General features: G+C 69.9%; 16 protein-coding genes and 4 tRNA genes. 19 read left to right on the top strand and 1 reads right to left on the bottom strand.

The window, feature by feature from the left end:
* Positions 1–42: 42 nt before the first annotated feature.
* On the bottom strand, positions 43–537 hold the full coding sequence (locus DER29_RS24125; protein ID WP_089003198.1) for a YajQ family cyclic di-GMP-binding protein: 495 nt from the start codon (positions 535–537) through the stop codon (positions 43–45).
* Between the two features lie 148 nt (positions 538–685).
* Here DER29_RS24125 and DER29_RS24120 point away from each other — a divergent pair.
* The 19 genes from DER29_RS24120 to DER29_RS24035 all read left to right on the top strand — a co-directional run bounded on the left by DER29_RS24120 (position 686) and on the right by DER29_RS24035 (position 20,073).
* Positions 686–769, top strand: a tRNA-Tyr gene (locus DER29_RS24120).
* A gap of 1,596 nt (positions 770–2,365) precedes the next feature.
* Positions 2,366–5,134, top strand: a complete 2,769-nt coding sequence (locus DER29_RS24115; protein ID WP_158619078.1) for a fibronectin type III domain-containing protein — start codon at positions 2,366–2,368, stop codon at positions 5,132–5,134.
* Positions 5,135–5,705: 571 nt separating this feature from the next.
* Positions 5,706–5,849, top strand: coding sequence for a hypothetical protein (locus DER29_RS34255; RefSeq protein ID WP_158619077.1), 144 nt, complete (start codon positions 5,706–5,708; stop codon positions 5,847–5,849).
* Positions 5,850–5,900: 51 nt separating this feature from the next.
* Positions 5,901–8,429: a bifunctional diguanylate cyclase/phosphodiesterase gene (locus tag DER29_RS24110; protein ID WP_121399902.1), complete on the top strand. Its 2,529-nt coding sequence runs from the start codon at positions 5,901–5,903 to the stop codon at positions 8,427–8,429.
* A 96-nt stretch (positions 8,430–8,525) separates the two neighbouring features.
* A tRNA-Thr gene (locus DER29_RS24105) sits at positions 8,526–8,598 on the top strand.
* 25 nt (positions 8,599–8,623) lie between these two features.
* Positions 8,624–8,696: transfer RNA gene (locus tag DER29_RS24100), tRNA-Met, on the top strand.
* 132 nt (positions 8,697–8,828) lie between these two features.
* Positions 8,829–8,996: a 50S ribosomal protein L33 gene (gene rpmG, locus DER29_RS24095; protein ID WP_013288652.1), complete on the top strand. Its 168-nt coding sequence runs from the start codon at positions 8,829–8,831 to the stop codon at positions 8,994–8,996.
* Between the two features lie 126 nt (positions 8,997–9,122).
* The gene (locus DER29_RS24090; protein WP_121399901.1) at positions 9,123–9,569 is read left to right on the top strand and encodes a MaoC family dehydratase N-terminal domain-containing protein; all 447 of its coding nucleotides are present in this window, start codon (positions 9,123–9,125) and stop codon (positions 9,567–9,569) included.
* A gap of 1 nt (position 9,570) precedes the next feature.
* Complete coding sequence (locus tag DER29_RS24085; RefSeq protein ID WP_121399900.1) at positions 9,571–9,963, top strand: MaoC family dehydratase; 393 nt, start codon at positions 9,571–9,573, stop codon at positions 9,961–9,963.
* 128 nt (positions 9,964–10,091) lie between these two features.
* Positions 10,092–10,164: transfer RNA gene (locus tag DER29_RS24080), tRNA-Trp, on the top strand.
* A 213-nt stretch (positions 10,165–10,377) separates the two neighbouring features.
* Positions 10,378–10,770: a preprotein translocase subunit SecE gene (gene secE, locus DER29_RS24075; RefSeq protein WP_121399899.1), complete on the top strand. Its 393-nt coding sequence runs from the start codon at positions 10,378–10,380 to the stop codon at positions 10,768–10,770.
* Between the two features lie 38 nt (positions 10,771–10,808).
* Positions 10,809–11,531, top strand: coding sequence for a transcription termination/antitermination protein NusG (nusG, locus tag DER29_RS24070; RefSeq protein ID WP_088998338.1), 723 nt, complete (start codon positions 10,809–10,811; stop codon positions 11,529–11,531).
* 184 nt (positions 11,532–11,715) lie between these two features.
* Positions 11,716–12,147, top strand: a complete 432-nt coding sequence (gene rplK / locus DER29_RS24065) for a 50S ribosomal protein L11 (RefSeq protein WP_121399898.1) — start codon at positions 11,716–11,718, stop codon at positions 12,145–12,147.
* Between the two features lie 80 nt (positions 12,148–12,227).
* Positions 12,228–12,944 (top strand): 50S ribosomal protein L1, encoded by a 717-nt coding sequence (gene rplA / locus DER29_RS24060; RefSeq protein WP_121399897.1) that lies wholly within the window; start codon positions 12,228–12,230, stop codon positions 12,942–12,944.
* Positions 12,945–13,020: 76 nt separating this feature from the next.
* On the top strand, positions 13,021–13,875 hold the full coding sequence (locus tag DER29_RS24055; RefSeq protein WP_199729517.1) for an ATP-binding cassette domain-containing protein: 855 nt from the start codon (positions 13,021–13,023) through the stop codon (positions 13,873–13,875).
* Positions 13,872–14,561 carry a hypothetical protein gene (locus DER29_RS24050; protein ID WP_121399896.1) on the top strand — a complete coding sequence of 230 codons (690 nt, stop codon included), beginning with the start codon at positions 13,872–13,874 and terminating at the stop codon, positions 14,559–14,561. The genes DER29_RS24055 and DER29_RS24050 overlap by 4 nt, the downstream gene beginning before the upstream one ends.
* A 521-nt stretch (positions 14,562–15,082) precedes the next feature.
* Positions 15,083–15,628, top strand: coding sequence for a 50S ribosomal protein L10 (rplJ, locus tag DER29_RS24045; RefSeq protein WP_121399895.1), 546 nt, complete (start codon positions 15,083–15,085; stop codon positions 15,626–15,628).
* Positions 15,629–15,682: 54 nt separating this feature from the next.
* On the top strand, positions 15,683–16,072 hold the full coding sequence (gene rplL, locus DER29_RS24040) for a 50S ribosomal protein L7/L12 (RefSeq protein ID WP_101412803.1): 390 nt from the start codon (positions 15,683–15,685) through the stop codon (positions 16,070–16,072).
* Positions 16,073–16,641: 569 nt separating this feature from the next.
* Positions 16,642–20,073, top strand: a complete 3,432-nt coding sequence (locus DER29_RS24035; protein WP_121399894.1) for a DNA-directed RNA polymerase subunit beta — start codon at positions 16,642–16,644, stop codon at positions 20,071–20,073.
* Positions 20,074–20,154 lie beyond the last annotated feature (81 nt).

The following is a 20,154-nucleotide window of genomic DNA, read 5'->3' as shown; positions in this document are numbered from 1 at the left end:
CGCCCGGTCGGCCCTGTCGTGGCAGGGCCGACCGGGCACCCGTCAGCGGTAGTTGGTGAACTGGAGGGCGACGCCGAAGTCCTCGCCCTTGAGCAGCGCGATGACGGCTTGGAGGTCGTCCCTCTTCTTGCCGGTCACCCGAAGCTGGTCGCCCTGGATCTGGGCCTGGACGCCCTTCGGGCCCTCGTCGCGGATCTTCTTGCTGATGGCCTTGGCCTTGTCCGAGTCGATGCCCTGGATCACCTTGCAGTCGATCTTGAAGATCTTGCCCGACGACCGGGGGTCGCCGGCGTCCAGCGACTTCAGCGAGATGTTCCGCTTGATGACCTTCTCCTTGAAGACCTCCAGCGCCGCCCGCACCCGCTCCTCGGTCTCCGCCTGGAGGCTGATCGCCTCCTCGCCCGACCAGGAGATCTCGGCGCCGGTGCCCCGGAAGTCGAACCGCGTCGCGAGCTCCTTCTCCGCCTGGCGGAGAGCGTTGTCGACCTCCTGACGGTCGACCTTGCTCACGATGTCGAACGACGGGTTCGCTGCCATGCTCATGCTCCTGCTGTCCGGCGGTCTGTGGTCCTTCGTCCCCCGCTGACCAGCGGTACGACCCCCTGACGGTACCCGGTTGCGTCGGTGCCGGGGGGAGCCGCTATCCTTGCTTCCGCTGCCGCGTTACGACGCGGTGGGGTGCCCTGGCGGGTTGCCCGAGCGGCCAATGGGAGCGGACTGTAAATCCGTCGCGAAAGCTACAGAGGTTCGAATCCTCTACCCGCCACCAGGTGCACCAACGGCCCCTGACCAGCAGGAATGCTGATCGGGGGCCGTTGTCGTTTGTCCGGCTGCGTCCAGTCGTTGACGACTGGTTGTGGGCAGATCGTGGGCAGGTCGATCTTGCCTCTGAATGCGCCTCTGGGCTGCGCCTGTGGGTGTTGGTGGTGCTTGCCGGGCTGTCGCGGGCCGTGCACGTAGGGACCGGCTGAGGGCTCCGCGCTGGCGTGCCGCTGGTTACGGGAGGCAGGCCGGGGGCAGCCAGTCCCGGGGTTGGACTGGCGCGGCAGTCGGAAGCCCTGAGCGCCGACTAGGCCGGTCCGTCGGCTTCCGTACCGCCTGGCCGTGATCGTGCCGCTCTCGGGAGCAGCGGGTTCGGGGCGGCGGTCGGCGAGTGACCCCGCACTCGGTAGACGTCTCCAGCGCCTTACTCAAGTTGCCTAGCGCCTCGACGGTCGTGTCGTCCACGCCCGCCGGCCGCAAATGGCTTCGTTGCCAGCCTGGCTCCCTTGCTTATCCGCCATGGCGGTGCCTATACCCAGTGGCGAGAGCTTAGAGCGGGGCTGTGGAGTGCGTCACCGCGAATGGCGCAGCTACAGGAGATGCTGGTCCTGGTCAAGGAGCCACGCGGCACATCAAAGAATCGTCCGTCCAAGATCAGAGTTTGGCGTCAATTCGAGGAGTGTCGCTTGCAATTATTCCCGACCGTATGGCTATGATTCTTTCCGAGTCAGACTCGACTGACCCGCGACGCGCAACCGGTCCGATCGCCTCCTGAACCTTGGCGGCGATCCGTTTATGTCGCCGCGAGGAGGTGGAGTATGGCCAGGTCCCCCAAGAGGCCCAGGTCCCGCGAAGCGCGGGGTCGGGTCCGTAGGAACGATTCCTGCCGGCGTCGCCGCCTGCTGGACGCGCTCAGTTGGCTCTTCAAGCTCAGCACGCCCATCATGGCATCGCTGATCATGGAAATGTTCAGGGGTGGGGATGGGGGTCGGCCCACCTAGCTAGTTAGGTAGGCCGACCGCCCGACGGGCTCCCGCCTTCGCTTCCGACGGCACGGCGGGGGCCCGTTCCTGCATGGGAACCTCTCGCACTACACGACAGGTCACCACATCTTCGGTGGAAGCTCCATGCGTTGAACGTGCAACGCATCTCACCTTCCAAACCTGAGCTTATAGAAGTGCACTCTACACACGTCACACATGGTGTTCTATGCACGCCACACTTGCAGTATCTACTGAGTTACTGGCCTCTGTTGCAGCTTTCCGATCGCCGGTTCGAATCGCTCGATCCGCATCCAGCTTCCGTGTGTGCAGTCCGATACCGCTAGAAACTCTGCTTGCAGGCAAGTTTGCTACGTAGCAAGCCCCGCCTCCTTGCAAGCTTCGCCGCCGCTCGGGCGTAGCTGACGCCGCGCTCACCAGCATGTGGCCGGGCGCGGAAAGGGGGGATCTGCGGCTGAGGGCGGCATTCCTGCCGGACGTCGCCGGTGCCGCACCTCCCGCGCTGCTTGCCGGGCAACGGCTCCGGGGCACCCCTCCGTCGCGGCGGCATGCGATCCTCTTCGCGGCTGATAATCGCCACCCGTCAATCATGGGGAGACCACGTGCGTAACGCTCCGCGCGCTCGTCAGCGTGCCATGGCGCTGATCATGGCCTCGACACTTGGCTGCGGAACGATCGTGGGGCTCACCGCGGCTCCGGCCACCGCGGCCGTGGGCGCACCCACTGACCTGAAGACCGCCGGCCAGTCGTGCGCCACCGCCGCACCGGGGCCGTACCTGAGCCCGGTCTTGCTCAACGCCGCCCAGGCCGTCGTGCTGCGGGGCACCTTCGACCGTACGGGTGCGGGCTCCCATCTGGAGGCCGACTTCCAGGTCTGGGACGTGGCCGACCCGGAGCACCCGCAGCAGTGGCTCCGCACCGTCGGCGAGCAGAGCAACGAGGTCTACGTCCAGCTCGAGGACGAGGCGAAGCAGCTCGACGGCGTCACGTACGCCTGGCGGGTGCGGGTCCTCGACGGCGCGGCAGCGTCGGCGTGGAGCGACACGTGCCATTTCACCGTCGACCGCAGCGGTGGCCCGGCACCGACCGTCACCTCTGCCGAATATCCCGCAGGCAGCTGGGACAACGCCAGCGGCGCGATCGGCGTCCCCGGCGTGTTCGCGCTGGCCCCAGCCTCCGCCGATACGGTCAGCTACCGGTACCGGTTCTACTCGGGCGAGCTCTCGGAAGACACCGTCGAGGGCACGGTGAACGCCGAGAGGCTCGGCGGGCCGGCGACCGTCCGCTGGAGCCCGCGAACTGCCGGCCACCACTCGCTCACCGTCCGAGCCATCGACCGGGCTGGCAACTCGTCAGAGCCGGCCTACCACGAGTTCTACGTCAAGGAGACCAGGCCGTCGGTCTTCTCTGCCGCGTACCAGGACCTGTCTCCGGACCTCGACTACAACGTCGGCGTGCCCGGCGCGTTCGAGTTCACCGCCACGGTCGCCGGCACAGCGTCGTTCGCATGGCGGATCGACGAGGGCGGACCATCGGGAACCGTGCCTGCGGACGCCGCCGGAAAGGCGACGGTCATGATCGCTCCGACGCGCGGCGGCTGGCAGACCCTCCACGTGCACAGCGTCACGCGCGACGGCACGGCGCACGCGGACCGCGCCTACCGGTTCATCGTCGACAACGGTCCGACGCTCACCGGGGACACGCGCGGCAGCGTGGTCATCGGGTCGTCGCTCGCCTTCCGCCTCGCGCCCCGGATGCCAAACGTCGAGGCGTACGTCTACTGGGCGGAATACTCGAGCCTGGAGCAGCGGCCGATCGAGAAGATCACCGTTCCGGCCCGGCCGGACGGCACCGCCGACCTGACCTGGACGGCCACCGAGACCGGCGTCGCCGGCCTGCGGATCCAGAGCCGGAGCGCCGACGGCACCCTCTCCCATCCGCGCTGGCAACCGATCTCCGTCGACGGCGCGGCACCGACGGTGACCCGCACCGGCGGCACCGACCTGGGCACGCCGGCGACCTTCACGGCCCGCAGCCGGATGGCCGACGTGGTCGACTACGTGGCGACGCTCCACTACGACGAGGCCAGCAGCCAGGTCGTCAGGCCGGCCGCCGACGGCACCGCCACCTTCAGCTTCACCCCGACCAGAAGTGGCTACAAGGCCGTCACCGTCATCGCCCGCAACGCCGCCGGCGTGCAGACGGAGTCGGACGGCGTGACCTGGACCGTGACGGACGGGCCCCGGGTCGCCTCGACCGACTTCCCGGCGACCGGCAGCGGTCGCCTCGCCCCGGGCACCTTCAGCTTCACGCCGCGCATGCCCGGCTCGACCTCGTACCAATGGTGGGTCAGCGACGGATCGGGCGGCACCGTTGCCGCCAAGGCCGATGGCAGCGCGGCGCTGACCTGGACACCGCCGGCCGCCCGCAGGTACGTCCTGAGCGTCCGCAGCTTCACGGCTGACCGCACCGCCTCCATGGTCACCACGTACAGCTTCATCGTCGAGGGCCCGCCGATGGTGTCGAATCTCAAGGCGACCGGTGGTGTCGGCTCGGCCACGCTGTCCTGGACGCTGCCGTCGATCACAGATCTGGACCAGGTGATCGTGCGAAGTGCCACGGGCTCGACGGCGCCGTCGTCGCCAACCGCCGGCACGGCGGTGTACGAGGGCACGGGCAGCAGTGCCACGGCGACGGGGTTGGCACCGGGTACGACGTACACGTTCGCGGTGTGGGTCAAGGACAGCAACGGCAAGCTGTCGGCCGCACCGGGTGTGACCCTGCTCGGCAGCACGACCACGATCGCGGCCAGCGCCACGTCGCTGGCGCACGGATCGGCGGTGACGGTGTCGGGCACGGCAGTGCGCGCGGACACCGGTGCGCGTATCGCGAACGCTCCGATGCGGCTCTACGGCAGGCGTAAGGGCACCAGCCAGTGGACGTTGATCACCACGTCGACCACTGACAACTCAGGCGAGGCGAGCTACAGCCACAAGCCCTCGTGGGGGCTGGACTACAAGTGGCAGTACCGCGGCTCGACGGCCGCCCTGGGTTCGGAGAGCAGCCTCACGACGGTCTGGGTGAAGACCACCGTCACCGCCACGCTGTCGAAGACGTCCGTGCCCCTCGGCGACTCGGTCACCCTGTCGGGCAGCGTGTCCCCGGCCCACCCAGGCAAGACGGTGCGCCTGGAGCGTTACGTGGACGGAAGCTGGTCCACGGTGAGCAGCACGGCGTTGTCGTGGACCGGCGCCTACTCGTTCACCATCCAGCCCTCCGCGAAGGGCACCCACCACTACCGGGTTCACATGCCGCCCGACATCGACCACCTGGCCAGCTACAGCGACACCCGCAGCTTCGAGGTCCACTGAATCCTCTACCGCCAGGAGCGTCAACGGCCCCTGACCAGCAGGAATGCTGATCGAGGGGCCGTTGGCGTTCGTCTGACCGAGTCCGGCTGCGCCCAGCCGTTGACCGACCGGTTGTGGCAGGCCGATCTTGCCGTTGGCGGCTCCGGTTGGGCTGTGACCGGTGGTGCTTGCAGCGGTGGCTCTGCCGGTCACCGGCGTCCGGTCCCGTCCGCGCACGAGGTTTGTCGGGCCGCCGGCAGAAGCTGTGGCATGCTGGCGCAGAACGAGTATGGTGGTCGATGTCCGGTCGGGCCTCCTCCTGGGCAGGAGGTCACCCACGGTGAAGGCGGGTGCGCCCGGACTCCCGACCTTCCCCCAATTGCGTGGAAGGTCGCAATCCGCAATGTGCGAAGTGCACAGTGCCCACTCAGCCCCGTGATCAGGGCTCTGTCGGGGTGGCCGCTGGGCCGAACGGCGGAACGTCGCCGACGCTCGGCTCGGCGGTACGCGCACCGCTTTTCTGGGTACCTGCCTTGTGGCACGATCGTGGAACCTCCACCATCCCCGTGACACTTCCCCTGCAGGAGCAACCATGTCTCGTCGAAAGCCCGGCCGGCTGCTTGGCTCGCTTTTCGCGCTCGCCGTTCTCGCGAGCGGCGTCCTGGTCGGTGACCTCCAGGGATCCGGAGACTTCCAGACCGCCGACATCATCTGGAACATGCCCGCGCCTCGTTGAGTGACCACCGCTCGATGACGTGACACCGGCGGGCCGGTAAGGGGGCACGGGATGGCGGGTCGTGGCCCCACCGGCCCCCGCTCGACTGAATACGCGTGGCTGATCACCGGACCGTTGGCCCTGATGGCCATCGTCTGCACGACGGTGGTCGGCCTGGTCGCGCCGCAGCCGTTCGGCGGGTGGTCGCTCGCGCTGCCACTTCTCGTGGCCATGGTGGCCGCCGGGATCCCGGTACTGAACTTCACCGTCCGGCGGCAGTCCCTCGGCGTGACGCTGACCGAGATCCCACTGGTCCTGGCGTTCTATCTCGTCGAACCGCTGACGGTTGTCATGATCTACACGGTCGCGTCGGCCGTGTCGCACCTCAGGCACCGGTTCGGCCCGACGAAGTTCTGGTTCAACGTGGGCCGCGCGGCCGCGGGTTCGTCCCTGGCCGTCCTCGTGCTCCAGGCCCTGCCGCCCGTCGAGGATGTCGGCCCGGCCACCTGGCTCAAACTGTTCTTCGCGGCCAGCATGGTGAACCTGCTGAGCATGGCCTCGGTCGCCGGCGTGCACACCCTGTTGCAGGGCTGGCAGGCGGGACGGGGCGCGATCCGACAGTCGATGCCGGGGCTCCTGGCAGCGATGATCAATATCGCCATCGGCATCATCGTCCTCATCCTCATCGCGGCCACCTGGTGGTCGTTGCTGCTGTTGGGGGCGCTGCTCGTCGCGCTGGCCTTCGTCTACCGGGCGTACGCGCAGTTCTTCCGGCAGCACCGCACCCTCACCGACATGTACGAACTGAGCCGCGCGGTCAGCGAGAGCGGCGAGTACGGCACCCTGCCCGACGCCCTCCTGGGCCGCGTGCGGGCGCTCATGCAGGCGGAGTACGCCACGCTCTGGCTGCCCGCCCAGGGCAGGCACCCCGAGGTGCTGCTGACCGCGCGCAACGACGCCCCCGGTCTGCTCGACTTCGCCAAGACCCCGGCCGCCCTGCGGGAACGGGCCCGCGACGAGGGCCGCACCGTGGCCGTCGGCCGAGGACTGACGACCGACGGTGACCTGCGCGCCCCGCTCTCGACGCACCGGGTCAAGGACGTGATCGTCCTGCCACTGCGGTCCGGTCAGGCGGTCATCGGGACGCTGGAGGTGGCCAACCGGCTGGGCGACAGCAACTACTTCGTCCGCACCGACGTGCCTCTCTTCGAGACGGTGGCGGCGCACGCGGCGGTGGCGTTGGAGAACTCGCGGCTGGTCGACCGGCTCCGGCACGACGCCAGCCACGACACGCTGACCAGGCTGCCCAACCGGCGGCGGATCACGGGCGCGCTGGAGGAGGCCGTCAAGATCCGGGCGCCCGGCGAGGTGGTGGCCCTGCTGCTGTTCGACGTCGACCGGCTGCGCCAGGTCAACGAGTCGCTCGGGCACGCCGCCGGCGACAAGGTCCTGGTGGAGGTCGCGAACCGGCTGCGTTCCTGCGTACCCTCGTCGGCCCTGGTCGGGCGGGCCGGTGGGGACGAGTTCCTGGTGACGCTGCGTCTGGAGAGCGCCGAGGCGGCGATGGAGCTGGCCGCGCAGCTGCGCGAGCAGATCCGCGACGAGATGGTCTTCGACGCGCTCACCCTCGACGTGGACACGGCGGTCGGGGTCGCCGTGTACCCCGACCACGGCAGCGACGCGGTCTCCCTGTTGCAGCGGGTGGACCTGGCGGCGACGGCGGCCAAGTCCGTGCCGGGCAGCGTGCAGCTGTTCAGCCCGACGCTGGAGTCGCGGTCGCTGCGGCGGCTCGGCCTCGCCGGCGACCTGCGGCGCGCGCTGGACGCCGACGAGCTGGAGGTCTACTTCCAGCCCAAGGTGACGCTGCGCGACCGCCGGCTGGTCGGCGTGGAGTGCCTGGCCCGCTGGGCGCACCCGGCGCACGGCACGGTCGCCCCGGAGGACTTCGTCGCGGTGGCCGAGCACACCGGCCAGCTCGGCCGGTTCACCGAGTTCGTGCTCCGCGAGGGGCTGCGGCGCAGCCGGGACTGGACGCACGCCGGCCAGCCGCTCGCCGTCGCGGTCAACCTCTCCGCGCGTACGCTCACCGACCAGCACTTCCCGGCCCGCGTCAAGGAGCTGCTCGACGAGTACGGCGTACCGCCGCAGCTGCTCACGCTGGAGATCAAGGAGGCCGGGGTGCTGGACGGCACCGACCGGCCCATCCCGACCCTGCGGCGGCTGCGGGACCTCGGCGTGCGGCTGTCGGTGGACGACTTCGGCACCGGCGACTCGTCCCTGGCCCACCTGCGCCGCCTGCCGGTGCACGAGGTGAAGGTCGACCGCTCCTTCGTGCAGGGCATGGCGACGGACCCGGGCGACCTGGCGATCGTCAACGCGGTGGTCACGCTCTCCCAGCAGTTCGGCCTGGCCGTGGTCGCCGAGGGCGTGGAGAGCGAGCTGACCCTGGAACTGCTCCAGGACATCGGCTGCGAGATCGGCCAGGGCTTCCTGTTCAGCCGCCCGTTGCCGTACGAGCGCCTGGAGGCCTGGTTCGGCGCCCAGGTGGACCCGGAGACGATCTCCCCGGGGGAGCTGCCCCGGCTGCGGGCCGTGCCCTGACCTGCGGAAACGCCCCTGTGGGGGATCCGATTTCATCTCCGCCGCAGGGCCGTGTAATGTATCCCCTGCGCGTCACCCCCCGGGGAGATCGCGCAGGCCCCCTTAGCTCAGTCGGCAGAGCGTCTCCATGGTAAGGAGAAGGTCTACGGTTCGATTCCGTAAGGGGGCTCAGAGGGTCCGGCTGGACCCGCCACGGCGGTGTAGCTCAGATGGTAGAGCAAGCGGCTCATAATCGCTGTGTCGCCGGTTCAAGTCCGGCCACCGCTACTCTCGTCCACCGGGCCAGCTCCCGGCGGTCGGTGGGATGGGCGCCACTGGCGCCCACTTTGCATGTCCGCGCCGTCAGCGCGTAGGCTGATGCGCCGTAGTTGTTACCCGTAGCGAGGAAGGCACTCCGCCGTGGCGAAGGCGACCGATGTCCGGCCGAAGATCACTTTGGCGTGTGTGGAGTGCAAGGAGCGCAACTACATCACGCGCAAGAACCGCCGTAACGACCCCGACCGCATCGAGCTGAAGAAGTTCTGCCCGCGGGACGGCAAGCACACGGTCCACCGCGAGACCCGCTGACCCACGGCCGGCACCGCCGGCCCGGTCCTCAGGCACTTCCCGATCGCCGGTCCGTAGGGACGGCGCGGCTCCGGCCGCCGCCGACCGTACGGATCGGCGATCGGCGTTTGCGTGTAGGTTCGCGGCATGTCCCTGGACCCGTCCTTCGTCGGCCGGACGTATCCGCCGACCGCCCCCTACCAGGTGGGCAGAGAAAAGATCCGCGAGTTCGCCACGGCGATCGGCGCCGCCGATCCGGCCCACCACGACCCGGAGGCCGCCCGTGCGCTCGGCCACCCGGACGTGGTCGCCCCGCCGACCTTCCCCATCGTGCTCACGATGGCGGCCAACCAGCAGATCATCGACGACCCGGCCCTCGGTGTCGACTACAGCCGCGTCGTCCACGGCGACCAGCGCTTCGCCTACACCCGGCCGGTGGTGGCGGGGGACGAGCTGGTCTGCGTCAGCGTCATCGACGACGTCAGCAGCCGTGGCGGGCACGGCTTCCTGACCACCCGCACCGAGGTCGCCACCCCGGCCGGCGAGCCGGTCGTGACCGTCTGGTCGAAGCTCGTCGTACGCGGGGAGGGCTGAGATGGAGCTGCCAGTCAGGACGTTCCGGGTGACGCGCGCGGACCTGGTCCGCTACGCCGGCGCCTCGGGGGACTTCAACCCGATCCACTGGAACGACCGGACCGCCACGAAGGTGGGTCTGCCGGGCGTGATCGCCCACGGCATGTTCACCATGGCGCTGGTCGGCCGCGCGGTGGCGGAGTGGGCCGGGGCGCCCGACGCGATCGTCGACTACAACGTCCGCTTCACCCGGCCGGTGGTCGTCCCGGACGACGACGAGGGCACCGAGATCGAGGTCACGGCCGTGGTCCGGGAGGTCACCGAGGACGGGCTGACCAGGCTCGACGTGACCGCCGTCTGCCGGGGCGAGAAGGTGCTCTCGCAGGCTCGGGCGACCGTCCGGACGGCCCGCTGACCAGGCTCCCGACGCGCGAAGGGCAGACCGGTTGGGAAAGTGGTGCCGCTACCCGTACACTGGTCCGCCGTGGGGCAAGTAACCCCTGCACGGTCGTGCATGACCGGGCGGGGCGAGCATTGCCGCACAGGGGTGTAGCTCAATTGGCAGAGCAGCGGTCTCCAAAACCGCAGGCTGCAGGTTCAAGTCCTGTCACCCCTGCGCCTCAGGCCTGACCGTTCCCGTGGGTCGCGCCGCCGTATGGCGGCGTCCGGCCCGTGGTGGTGGCATCGGCGGGGTGGCCCCGAGGCATTCGGGCCCTCCCGGCTGATCCGCCGGCCGCGGCCCGTCGCGGGACGGTTGGTCCGGCCGGCGTGACCAAGCGCCGCGCACGCCCGACAGCGTGCGACCCGACATCCCGCGACGGAGGGCGAAGTGGCCGACAAGAAGCGGCGCGGCGAGGACGCCGGCGACGACCGTCTGCACGACGAGGTCGTCGACGACGTGGCCGACGACGACGCCACCGACGCCGAGGAGCCGGTATCCCGCGGCGGCACCGCGACGCGCTCGCGGGCGAAGGCGGATTCGGCGGACAGCCGACCGAAGACCAAGGCGGAAACCGATCGGGTGGGCCTGTTCGGCCGCATCGCCCGATTCATCCGCGAGGTCGTGGCCGAACTGCGTAAGGTCATCTGGCCGACCCGCAAGGAGCTGCTGACCTACACGGCCGTGGTGGTCGCCTTCGTCGCGGTGATGCTGACGATCGTGGCCGGCCTTGACTTCGCCTTCGCGAAGGGCGTGCTGTGGGTCTTCGGCAACCCCAGCTGACCGGCCGACTGAGCCGATAGTGACGGAAGTGAGCGAGCGTGCCTGAGTACGACGAGACCGCCGAGACCACGGACGAGCAGTCCACGGTGGCGACGGCGGCTGGTGACGAGTCGGTCGAGGCCGCCAGCGAGCCGGAGTTCCCCACCACCGAGCCCGCGCCGGACGAGGACTACGACCCGGTCGCCGAGCTGCGGCAGAAGCTGCGCTACGCGCCGGGCGACTGGTACGTGGTGCACTCGTACGCCGGCTACGAGAACAAGGTCAAGACCAACCTCGAGACCCGGATCACGAGCCTCGACATGGAGGACTACATCTACCAGGTCGAGGTGCCGACCCGGGAAGAGGTGGAGGTCAAGAACGGGAAGCGGTCGCAGATCCAGGCCAAGGTCTTCCCGGGCTACATCCTGGTCCGGATGGAGCTGACCGCCGAGTCCTACTCCTGCGTGCGCAACACGCCGGGCGTCACCGGCTTCGTGGGCGCGACGGACCGGGCCGACCGTCCGGCCCCGCTCTCCCTCGACGAGGTGCTGAAGTGGCTGGCGCCGGCCGTCGAGACCGAGCAGAAGAAGGCCAAGCCCGAGATCAAGGTCCTCGACTTCGAGGTCGGCGACTCGGTCACCGTCACCGACGGCGCCTTCGCCTCGCTGCCGGCGACGATCAGTGAGATCAACGCCGACCAGCAGAAGCTCAAGGTGCTGGTGTCGATCTTCGGTCGCGAGACGCCGGTGGAGCTGAACTTCAACCAGGTCGCCAAGATCTGACGTCGGGAGCGCCGGCGGTGGGCAGCGGCCCGCCGCCGGCGTACCTGTTCCGCCCCCCCGCCCGACCTCGGCGCAGGCGGCGGCGGGACGCTGCGCTACTCTAGAACGTCGCCGCTGTCGCATCGCGCTGACCGTGCGCGCCTGCGGCCGGCACCTTTCCCAGTTTCAAGCCCCAGGAAGAGACATGCCTCCGAAGAAGAAGCTCGTCAAGACTTTCACGCTTCAGCTGCCGGCGGGCCAGGCCACTCCGGCGCCGCCGGTCGGCCCCGCGCTCGGCCAGCACGGCGTGAACATCATGGAGTTCTGCAAGTCCTACAACGCGCAGACCGAGTCCCAGCGGGGCGACATCGTCCCCGCCGAGATCAGCGTCTACGAGGACCGCAGCTTCACCTTCGTGCTGAAGACCCCGCCCGCCGCCCGGCTGCTGATCAAGGCCGCCGGCGTGCAGAAGGGCTCGGGCGTCCCGCACAAGGAGAAGGTCGGCTCCGTCAGCCGCGCCCAGGTGCGTGAGATCGCCGAAAAGAAGATGGCCGACCTCAACGCCAACGACATCGACCAGGCTGAGAAGATCATCGCCGGCACCGCCCGGTCGATGGGCCTCAACGTCACCGACTGACCTCGGTCACCGCCAGATCCAGTTCGTGGGAGGGCGCGCGGGAAGTCGCGGCCCGCCATAGACCACAGGAGTACCAGAAAATGCAGCGCAGCAAGAGCTACCGCAAGGCCGCCGAGGTCATCGACCGGTCGAAGCTCTACACCCCCGCCGAGGCCGTGAAGCTGGCCAAGGACACCACCACCGCCAAGTTCGACGCCACGGTCGAGGTCGCCATGCGCCTCGGCGTCGACCCCCGCAAGGCGGACCAGATGGTCCGTGGCGTGGTCAACCTGCCCCACGGCACCGGTAAGACCGCCCGCGTGATCGTCTTCGCGGCCGGCGCGAAGGCCGAGGAGGCCGCCGCCGCCGGTGCGGACGAGGTGGGCACCGACGAGCTGGTCGCCCGGATCCAGGGCGGTTGGCTCGACTTCGACGCGGCGATCGCCACGCCGGACCAGATGGCCAAGATCGGCCGGATCGCGCGGATCCTGGGCCCGCGCGGTCTCATGCCGAACCCGAAGACCGGCACGGTGACCATGGACGTCACCAAGGCCGTCTCGGACATCAAGGGCGGTAAGATCACCTTCCGGGTGGACAAGCACTCCAACCTGCACCTGATCATCGGCAAGGCCTCGTTCTCCGAGACCCAGCTGATCGACAACTACGCGGCGGTCCTCGACGAGGTCCTGCGGGCCAAGCCGTCCGCCGCGAAGGGCAAGTACCTCAAGAAGGTCACCCTGACCACCACCATGGGCCCGGGCGTCCCGGTCGACCCCAACGTGGTGAAGAACCTGCAGGAGGCCTCGGCCGAGGGCTGAGCATCCGTACCCGTGACGGGGCGTCGCCACATCGTGGCGGCGCCCCGTTCCGTGTCGGTTGTGGCATGCTCGGCCGGTGCACCTGGAGAACGTCTGGCTGCGCTACCGGCGGCGGGGCCCGTGGGTGCTGCGGGAAGCCGCGGTGCGGGTCGGCCCCGGTGAGGTCGTGGTCGTCCTCGGCCGCAACGGCGTGGGCAAGTCGACCCTGCTCCAGGTGGCGGCCGGGGTGCTGCGGCCGAGCCGGGGGCGGGTCACCGGTCGACCCCGGCACGTCGGGTGGGTCCCGGAGCGCTTCCCGGCCGACCAGCCCTTCACCGTCGAGCACTACCTGACCGCCATGGGACGTGTCGCCGGCCTCGACCCGGCGGCCGCCGCCCACGCGGTGAACCACTGGACCTCCCGGCTAGGCCTGGCCGCGTTCCGCCGGGTCCGCCTGCCGGAGCTGTCCAAGGGCACCGCCCAGAAGGTCGGCCTGGCCCAGGCGATGCTGCGTCCGCCCGGCCTGCTGGTGCTCGACGAGCCGTGGGAGGGCCTCGACGCCGCGACCCGGGACCTCGTGCCCGAGGTGATCGACGAGGTGGTGGCGGCGGGCGGGTCGGTACTGGTCAGCGACCACCGGGGCGAGATCGCCCGGTTGCCCGGTGCCCGCCGCTGGACGGTGGCGGACGGCACGGTCACCGAGGCCGCCCCGTCGCCGGACGCGGCGCTGGCGGTGGTCGAGGTCGCGGTCCCCGCGGCGCGGGTCGACGGCACCGTCGCCCGGCTGCGCGCCGAGGGGCATCGGATCCTTCGCGTACGCCGGCCCGCCCGGCCCGGCAGGGTCGCCCCGGACGGCGCCGAGGGGCCGCCGGCGGAGACCGTGGACCCCGGCACGCCGCCCGTCGCCCGGGCGCCAGAGGCCACGGGCGGGACCACCGGGGGGCCGCGGTGACCGCACTGCTGCGGCTGCGGCTGGCGGGCTTCCTGCGTACGGGACGGGCGCTGGCCCCGCTGCTGGCCGGCCTCGTGGCCCTCGGCGTCCTCTACGGCGGCGGCCGGGCGCAGCCGGGGGAGGCGTACGGCGTCTCGGCGGTGGTGCTCTTCCCGGTGCTCGCCTGGCAGACCAAGGTGCTGCTGGACGTCGAGCCGGACGTGCAGCGCCGGTTGGCCCAGGCGCTCGTCGGGGTGCGCCGGGAGCGACTGGCCGGGCTGCTGGCGGCCGGCGTGGCCGGGCTCGGCACGGTGGCCGTCGCGCTGGTCTTCCCGTGGCTGGTCGGCGGGGTCGCCGGTCCGGTGGAGCCGGGCGACCGGTCGGTGCCGGTGGGGATCGCCGTCGGGCTGTGGGCGCACCTGCTGGCCGTACCCGCGGCGGTGGCGCTCGGGGCGCTGGCCAGTCGCGCCTGCACGGGCAGCGCCGGCTACGGCGTCGCGGTGCTCGCGCTCGGCGGGGTCGGCGCGGTCGTCCTCGGCCTGAGCGGCTCGGTGGCGCCGTGGCTGGCGCCGCCGGTGATGGCGACCGCACGGGCCGCCGCCGACGGCCTGGCCGCGTCGACGGTGGGCCTGCTCACCGCCTGGGCCGTTGCCTGGAGCGCGGTGGCGGCTGGGGCGTACCTGTGGCGACGGCGCCAGCGGCCCTGAACCCGCGCCGGCCTCCGGCGTCGACCGTCCGCCTCCGGTGTCGGCCGCCGGGCACCGCCGCGATCGCCGGGCACTGCCGCGACGGCCGGGGGCGCACAGACGGCCGGGGTGCACCGACGGCCCGGGGTGCTCGGCGCCCGGTGCGGCGAGACCGGCGGCGTGCCGCGACCGCCGGTGCGGCCAGGGCCTCCGGCTCCCCCGGGTGCGGGGGAGTGACCCGGCCCACCGGGGGCGATTTGGTGGTCGCGGGGATCCTCGCGTAACCTTGGCCGCGAAGTTCCACCCAGAGACCGCTGGTCACCGTGCCCCGGCACGGTCGAAGGTCCCGCGACTACGGGCGACCCGCGCAGGGCGGTAAGCGAAAATCGGTGCTGAGCATGGTCCGCCGACCGTGTCCGTGTGCCGGCCCTCGCCCCGTGCGCCCTGCGCCGGGGCCTTTCTCGTTGTCGTGGCACCTGCGCCCCCGTCGAAAGCTCCGGCCGACGACGGTGACCGGCCTCGAGTAACGAGAGAGGAGGGACATGGCGGACAAGCCGATCCGGGCCGACAAGGCCACGGCCGTCGCTGAGCTGACCGAGAGCTTCCGCAACGCGGGCGCCACGGTGCTGACCGAGTACCGCGGTCTGACGGTTTCCCAGCTCACCCAGCTGCGGCGCTCGCTCGGCAAGGAGACCAGCTACACGGTTGCGAAGAACACGCTCGCGAAGCGTGCCGCGACCGACGCTGGCATCTCCGGCCTCGACGAGATGTTCTCCGGTCCTACCGCGCTGACTTTCGTTTCGGGCGACGTCGTCGAGGCGGCGAAGGGGCTTCGCGACTTCGCGAAGGCCAACCCGAAGCTCGTCATCAAGGGCGGTGTCTTCGAGGGCAGGGCCATTACCGCGGCCGAGGTCACGAAGCTCGCCGACCTGGAGTCCCGTGAGGTGCTGCTGGCCAAGCTGGCCGGCGCGATGAAGGGCAACCTGAGCAAGGCCGCGGCCCTGTTCCAGGCCCCGCTGTCGAAGACCGCCCGTCTGGCGGCCGCCCTGCAGGAGAAGCGCGAGAAGGAGGGCGCCGAGGCGGCCTGAGGCCCCGCGGCGCACCCAGTTCTTACCTAACAGATTCAGGAAAGGACGCCAGACATGGCGAAGCTCAGCACCGACGAGCTGCTCGACGCGTTCAAGGAGATGACGCTGATCGAGCTCTCCGAGTTCGTGAAGCAGTTCGAGGAGACCTTCGAGGTCACCGCCGCCGCTCCGGCCGCGATGATGGTTGCCGGCCCGGGTGCCGGTGCCGCTGCGGCCGAGGCCGAGCCGGAGAAGGACGAGTTCGACGTCATCCTCGAGGCTGACGGCGGCAAGAAGATCCAGGTCATCAAGGTCGTGCGTGAGCTGACCGGCCTGGGCCTCAAGGAGGCCAAGGACCTGGTCGAGGCCGCTCCGAAGGCCGTCCTGGAGAAGGCCAACAAGGAGACCGCCGACAAGGCCAAGGCCAAGCTCGAGGGCGAGGGCGCCAAGGTCACCCTCAAGTGACCTGACGTACGACCAGGCGCGCGTCCGGCTCCGTGAGCCGGGGCACACCGCGTCACGGCGGGCGGTGATCCGACACTGGATCGCCGCCCGCCGTCTTGTGGATCCGGCGACAGCGCGGTGAGCAGGGCGTCCGCGCCCCGCAACGGTCGGCGACCGGGGCCCGTGGGTAGCCCGTCGGTGGGAAAGAAGCGGCGACCCGGATGCCGGGCCTTGACGCGGCCCCGGGCTGACAGGCACGCTGACACAGCAAGACCTTCCGCGCTTGCAACGGCCACCACTTGGGTAATGGCAGCGGCGACACCATCGGCCGCGGCACCTGAGCGGCCCGGCAGGAACGTCGCGTTCCGAGCGGCCCGGTGAGACCCTGGTCCAGGGGTCCCGAGGCACGTTCCGCGACGACCTGCGGGTTGGGCTGGACAGCGGTTAGCCTCTCGGCTACACTGCTAGTTTGCGCTGCCTTCCGACTTGACCCCTGCTCGGAAATGTCCGTTTACGGATATTTCTGGTGGGGTCATTGGAGTGCACGCGTACCAGCCGTTCTGCAGCACCGGTCCTCGGAAGGACGCATCTTGGCAGCTTCCCGCCCTGCGAAGACCAGTCGTACGTCGAGCGCATTCGCTCCCCGCCGAGTTTCATTCGGCAGGATCACCGAACACCTCGAGGTCCCCAACCTCCTCGCCATCCAGAACGAGTCCTTCGACTGGCTCGTCGGCAACGAGGCTTGGCAGGGCCGGTCGGCGGACGACCCGCACGCACGCTCGGGTCTCGCGGAGATCCTCGACGAGATCAGTCCCATTGAGGACTTCTCCGGCACCATGTCGCTCTCCTTCTCGGCTCCGCGCTTCGACGAGGTCAAGGCCTCGATCGAGGAGTGCAAGGAGAAGGACCTGACCTACTGCGCCCCGCTGTTCGTGACCGCGGAGTTCACCAACAACACCACCGGCGAGATCAAGAGCCAGACGGTGTTCATGGGTGACTTCCCGATGATGACGCCGAAGGGCACCTTCATCATCAACGGCACCGAGCGCGTCGTCGTCAGCCAGCTCGTCCGGTCCCCGGGCGTCTACTTCGACAAGCAGCCGGACAAGACCTCTGACCGCGACCTCACCAGCGTCAAGGTCATTCCCAGCCGGGGCGCCTGGCTGGAGTTCGACATCGACAAGCGCGACACGGTCGGCGTCCGCATCGACCGCAAGCGCCGGCAGGCCGTCACCGTCCTGCTCAAGGCCGTCGGTTGGTCCGCCGAGCGCATCCGCGAGCGGTTCGGCTGGTCCGAGCTGATGATGACCACGCTCGAGAAGGACCACATCGCCGGCGCGGACGAGGCGTTGCTCGACATCTACCGGAAGCTCCGCCCTGGCGAGCCGCCGACCCGCGAGAACGCCCAGACCCTGCTCGACAACCTCTTCTTCAACCCGAAGCGGTACGACGTCGCCAAGGTCGGTCGTTACAAGTTCAACAAGAAGCTCGAGCTGGAGGTGCCGATCACGACCGGCACCCTGACCGAGGACGACATCGTCGCCACCGTGGAGTACCTCTGCCGGCTGCACGCCGGTGAGGACGGCTACGAGGCCGACGACATCGACCACTTCGGCAACCGGCGCCTGCGTACCGTGGGTGAGCTGATCCAGAACCAGGTCCGGGTCGGTCTGTCCCGGATGGAGCGCGTCGTCCGCGAGCGGATGACCACCCAGGACGTCGAGGCGATCACGCCGCAGACCCTGATCAACATCCGCCCGGTGGTGGCGGCGATCAAGGAGTTCTTCGGCACCTCGCAGCTGTCCCAGTTCATGGACCAGACCAACCCGCTGGCGGGCCTGACCCACCGGCGCCGGCTGAGCGCGCTCGGCCCGGGTGGTCTGTCCCGGGAGCGGGCCGGCTTCGAGGTCCGCGACGTGCACCCGTCCCACTACGGCCGGATGTGCCCGATCGAGACGCCGGAAGGCCCGAACATCGGTCTGATCGGCGCGCTGTCCACCTTCGCCCGGGTCAACCCGTTCGGCTTCATCGAGACGCCGTACCGGAAGGTCGTCGACGGTCGGGTCACCGACCAGATCGACTACCTGACCGCGGACGAGGAGGACCGGTTCGTCAAGGCGCAGGCCAACGCGCCGCTGAAGGCCGACGGCACGTTCGCCGAGGACCGGGTCCTGTGCCGTCGTAAGGGCGGCGAGACCGAGGACGTGGTGCCGAGCGCCGTCGACTACATGGACGTGTCGCCGCGGCAGATGACCTCGGTCGCGACCGCGATGATCCCGTTCCTCGAGCACGACGACGCCAACCGGGCACTGATGGGCGCGAACATGCAGCGCCAGGCGGTGCCGCTGGTCAAGGCCGAGTCCCCGCTCGTCGGCACCGGCATGGAGTACCGCGCCGCGGTCGACGCCGGTGACGTGGTCGTCGCCGAGGTCGGCGGCGTCATCGAGGACCTCTGCGCCGACTACATCACCATCCACCAGGACGACGGCCACCGCCGCACGTACCTGCTGCACAAGTTCCGCCGCTCCAACGCCGGCTCCTGCGTCAACCAGAAGCCGGTCGTCTTCGAGGGCGACCGCGTCGAGGCCGGCCAGGTCATCGCCGACGGTCCGTGCACCGACGAGGGCGAGATGGCGCTCGGGCGCAACCTGCTGGTGGCGTTCATGTGCTGGGAGGGCCACAACTACGAGGACGCGATCATCCTGTCGCAGCGCCTCGTGCAGCAGGACGTGCTCACCTCGATCCACATCGAGGAGCACGAGGTCGACGCCCGGGACACCAAGCTCGGCCCGGAGGAGATCACCCGCGACATCCCGAACGTCAGCGAGGAGATGCTCGCCGACCTCGACGAGCGCGGCATCATCCGGATCGGCGCCGAGGTCGTCCCCGGCGACATCCTGGTCGGCAAGGTCACGCCCAAGGGTGAGACCGAGCTGACCCCGGAGGAGCGGCTGCTCCGCGCGATCTTCGGTGAGAAGGCGCGCGAGGTCCGCGACACCTCGCTGAAGGTGCCGCACGGCGAGACCGGCACGGTCATCGGTGTGCGTACCTTCTCCCGCGAGGACGGCGACGAGCTGCCGCCGGGCGTCAACGAGCTGGTCCGGGTCTACGTCGCCCAGAAGCGGAAGATCCAGGACGGTGACAAGCTCGCCGGCCGGCACGGCAACAAGGGCGTCATCTCCAAGATCCTGCCGATCGAGGACATGCCCTTCCTGGAGGACGGCACGCCGGTCGACATCGTGCTCAACCCGCTGGGTGTGCCGTCCCGGATGAACATCGGCCAGGTGCTGGAGACGCACCTCGGCTGGGTGGCGAAGACGGGGTGGAGCGTCGACGGCGACGACGCCGAGTGGAAGCGCCAGCTGCGCTCCATCGAGGCACACGAGTCGGAGCCGGACACCAACGTGGCCACGCCGGTCTTCGACGGTGCCCGCGAGGAGGAGATCTCCGGCCTGCTGTCGTCGACCCTGCCCAACCGGGACGGCAAGCAGCTGATCGGTTCCAGCGGCAAGGCGCAGCTGTTCGACGGCCGCTCCGGCGAGCCGCTGCCGGACCCGATCGCGGTCGGCTACATCTACATCCTGAAGCTCAACCACCTGGTCGACGACAAGATCCACGCCCGGTCGACCGGTCCGTACTCGATGATCACGCAGCAGCCGCTGGGTGGTAAGGCGCAGTTCGGTGGCCAGCGCTTCGGCGAGATGGAGTGCTGGGCGATGCAGGCGTACGGCGCCGCGTACGCCCTGCAGGAGCTGTTGACCATCAAGTCCGACGACGTCCTCGGCCGGGTCAAGGTCTACGAGGCCATCGTCAAGGGCGAGAACATCCCGGAGCCGGGCATCCCGGAGTCGTTCAAGGTGCTGCTCAAGGAGCTGCAGTCGCTGTGCCTCAACGTCGAGGTGTTGTCCAGCGACGGTGTGGCCCTGGAGATGCGCGAGACCGACGACGAGGTGTTCCGCGCCGCGGAGGAGCTGGGCATCGACCTGTCCCGGCGCGAGCCGAGCTCGGTCGAAGAGGTCTGAGGTGAGCGGTCGGGAGCCGGCTCGCCGCCGGCTCCCGACCCCACCCACTAGCTAGCAGTACAGACGACGACATAGGGGACA

This window comes from Micromonospora sp. M71_S20 (genome assembly GCF_003664255.1).
GTDB lineage: Bacteria > Actinomycetota > Actinomycetes > Mycobacteriales > Micromonosporaceae > Micromonospora.
Note: the sequence above shows the minus strand (reverse complement) of the source record. Positions and strands in the feature narration are given on the sequence as shown.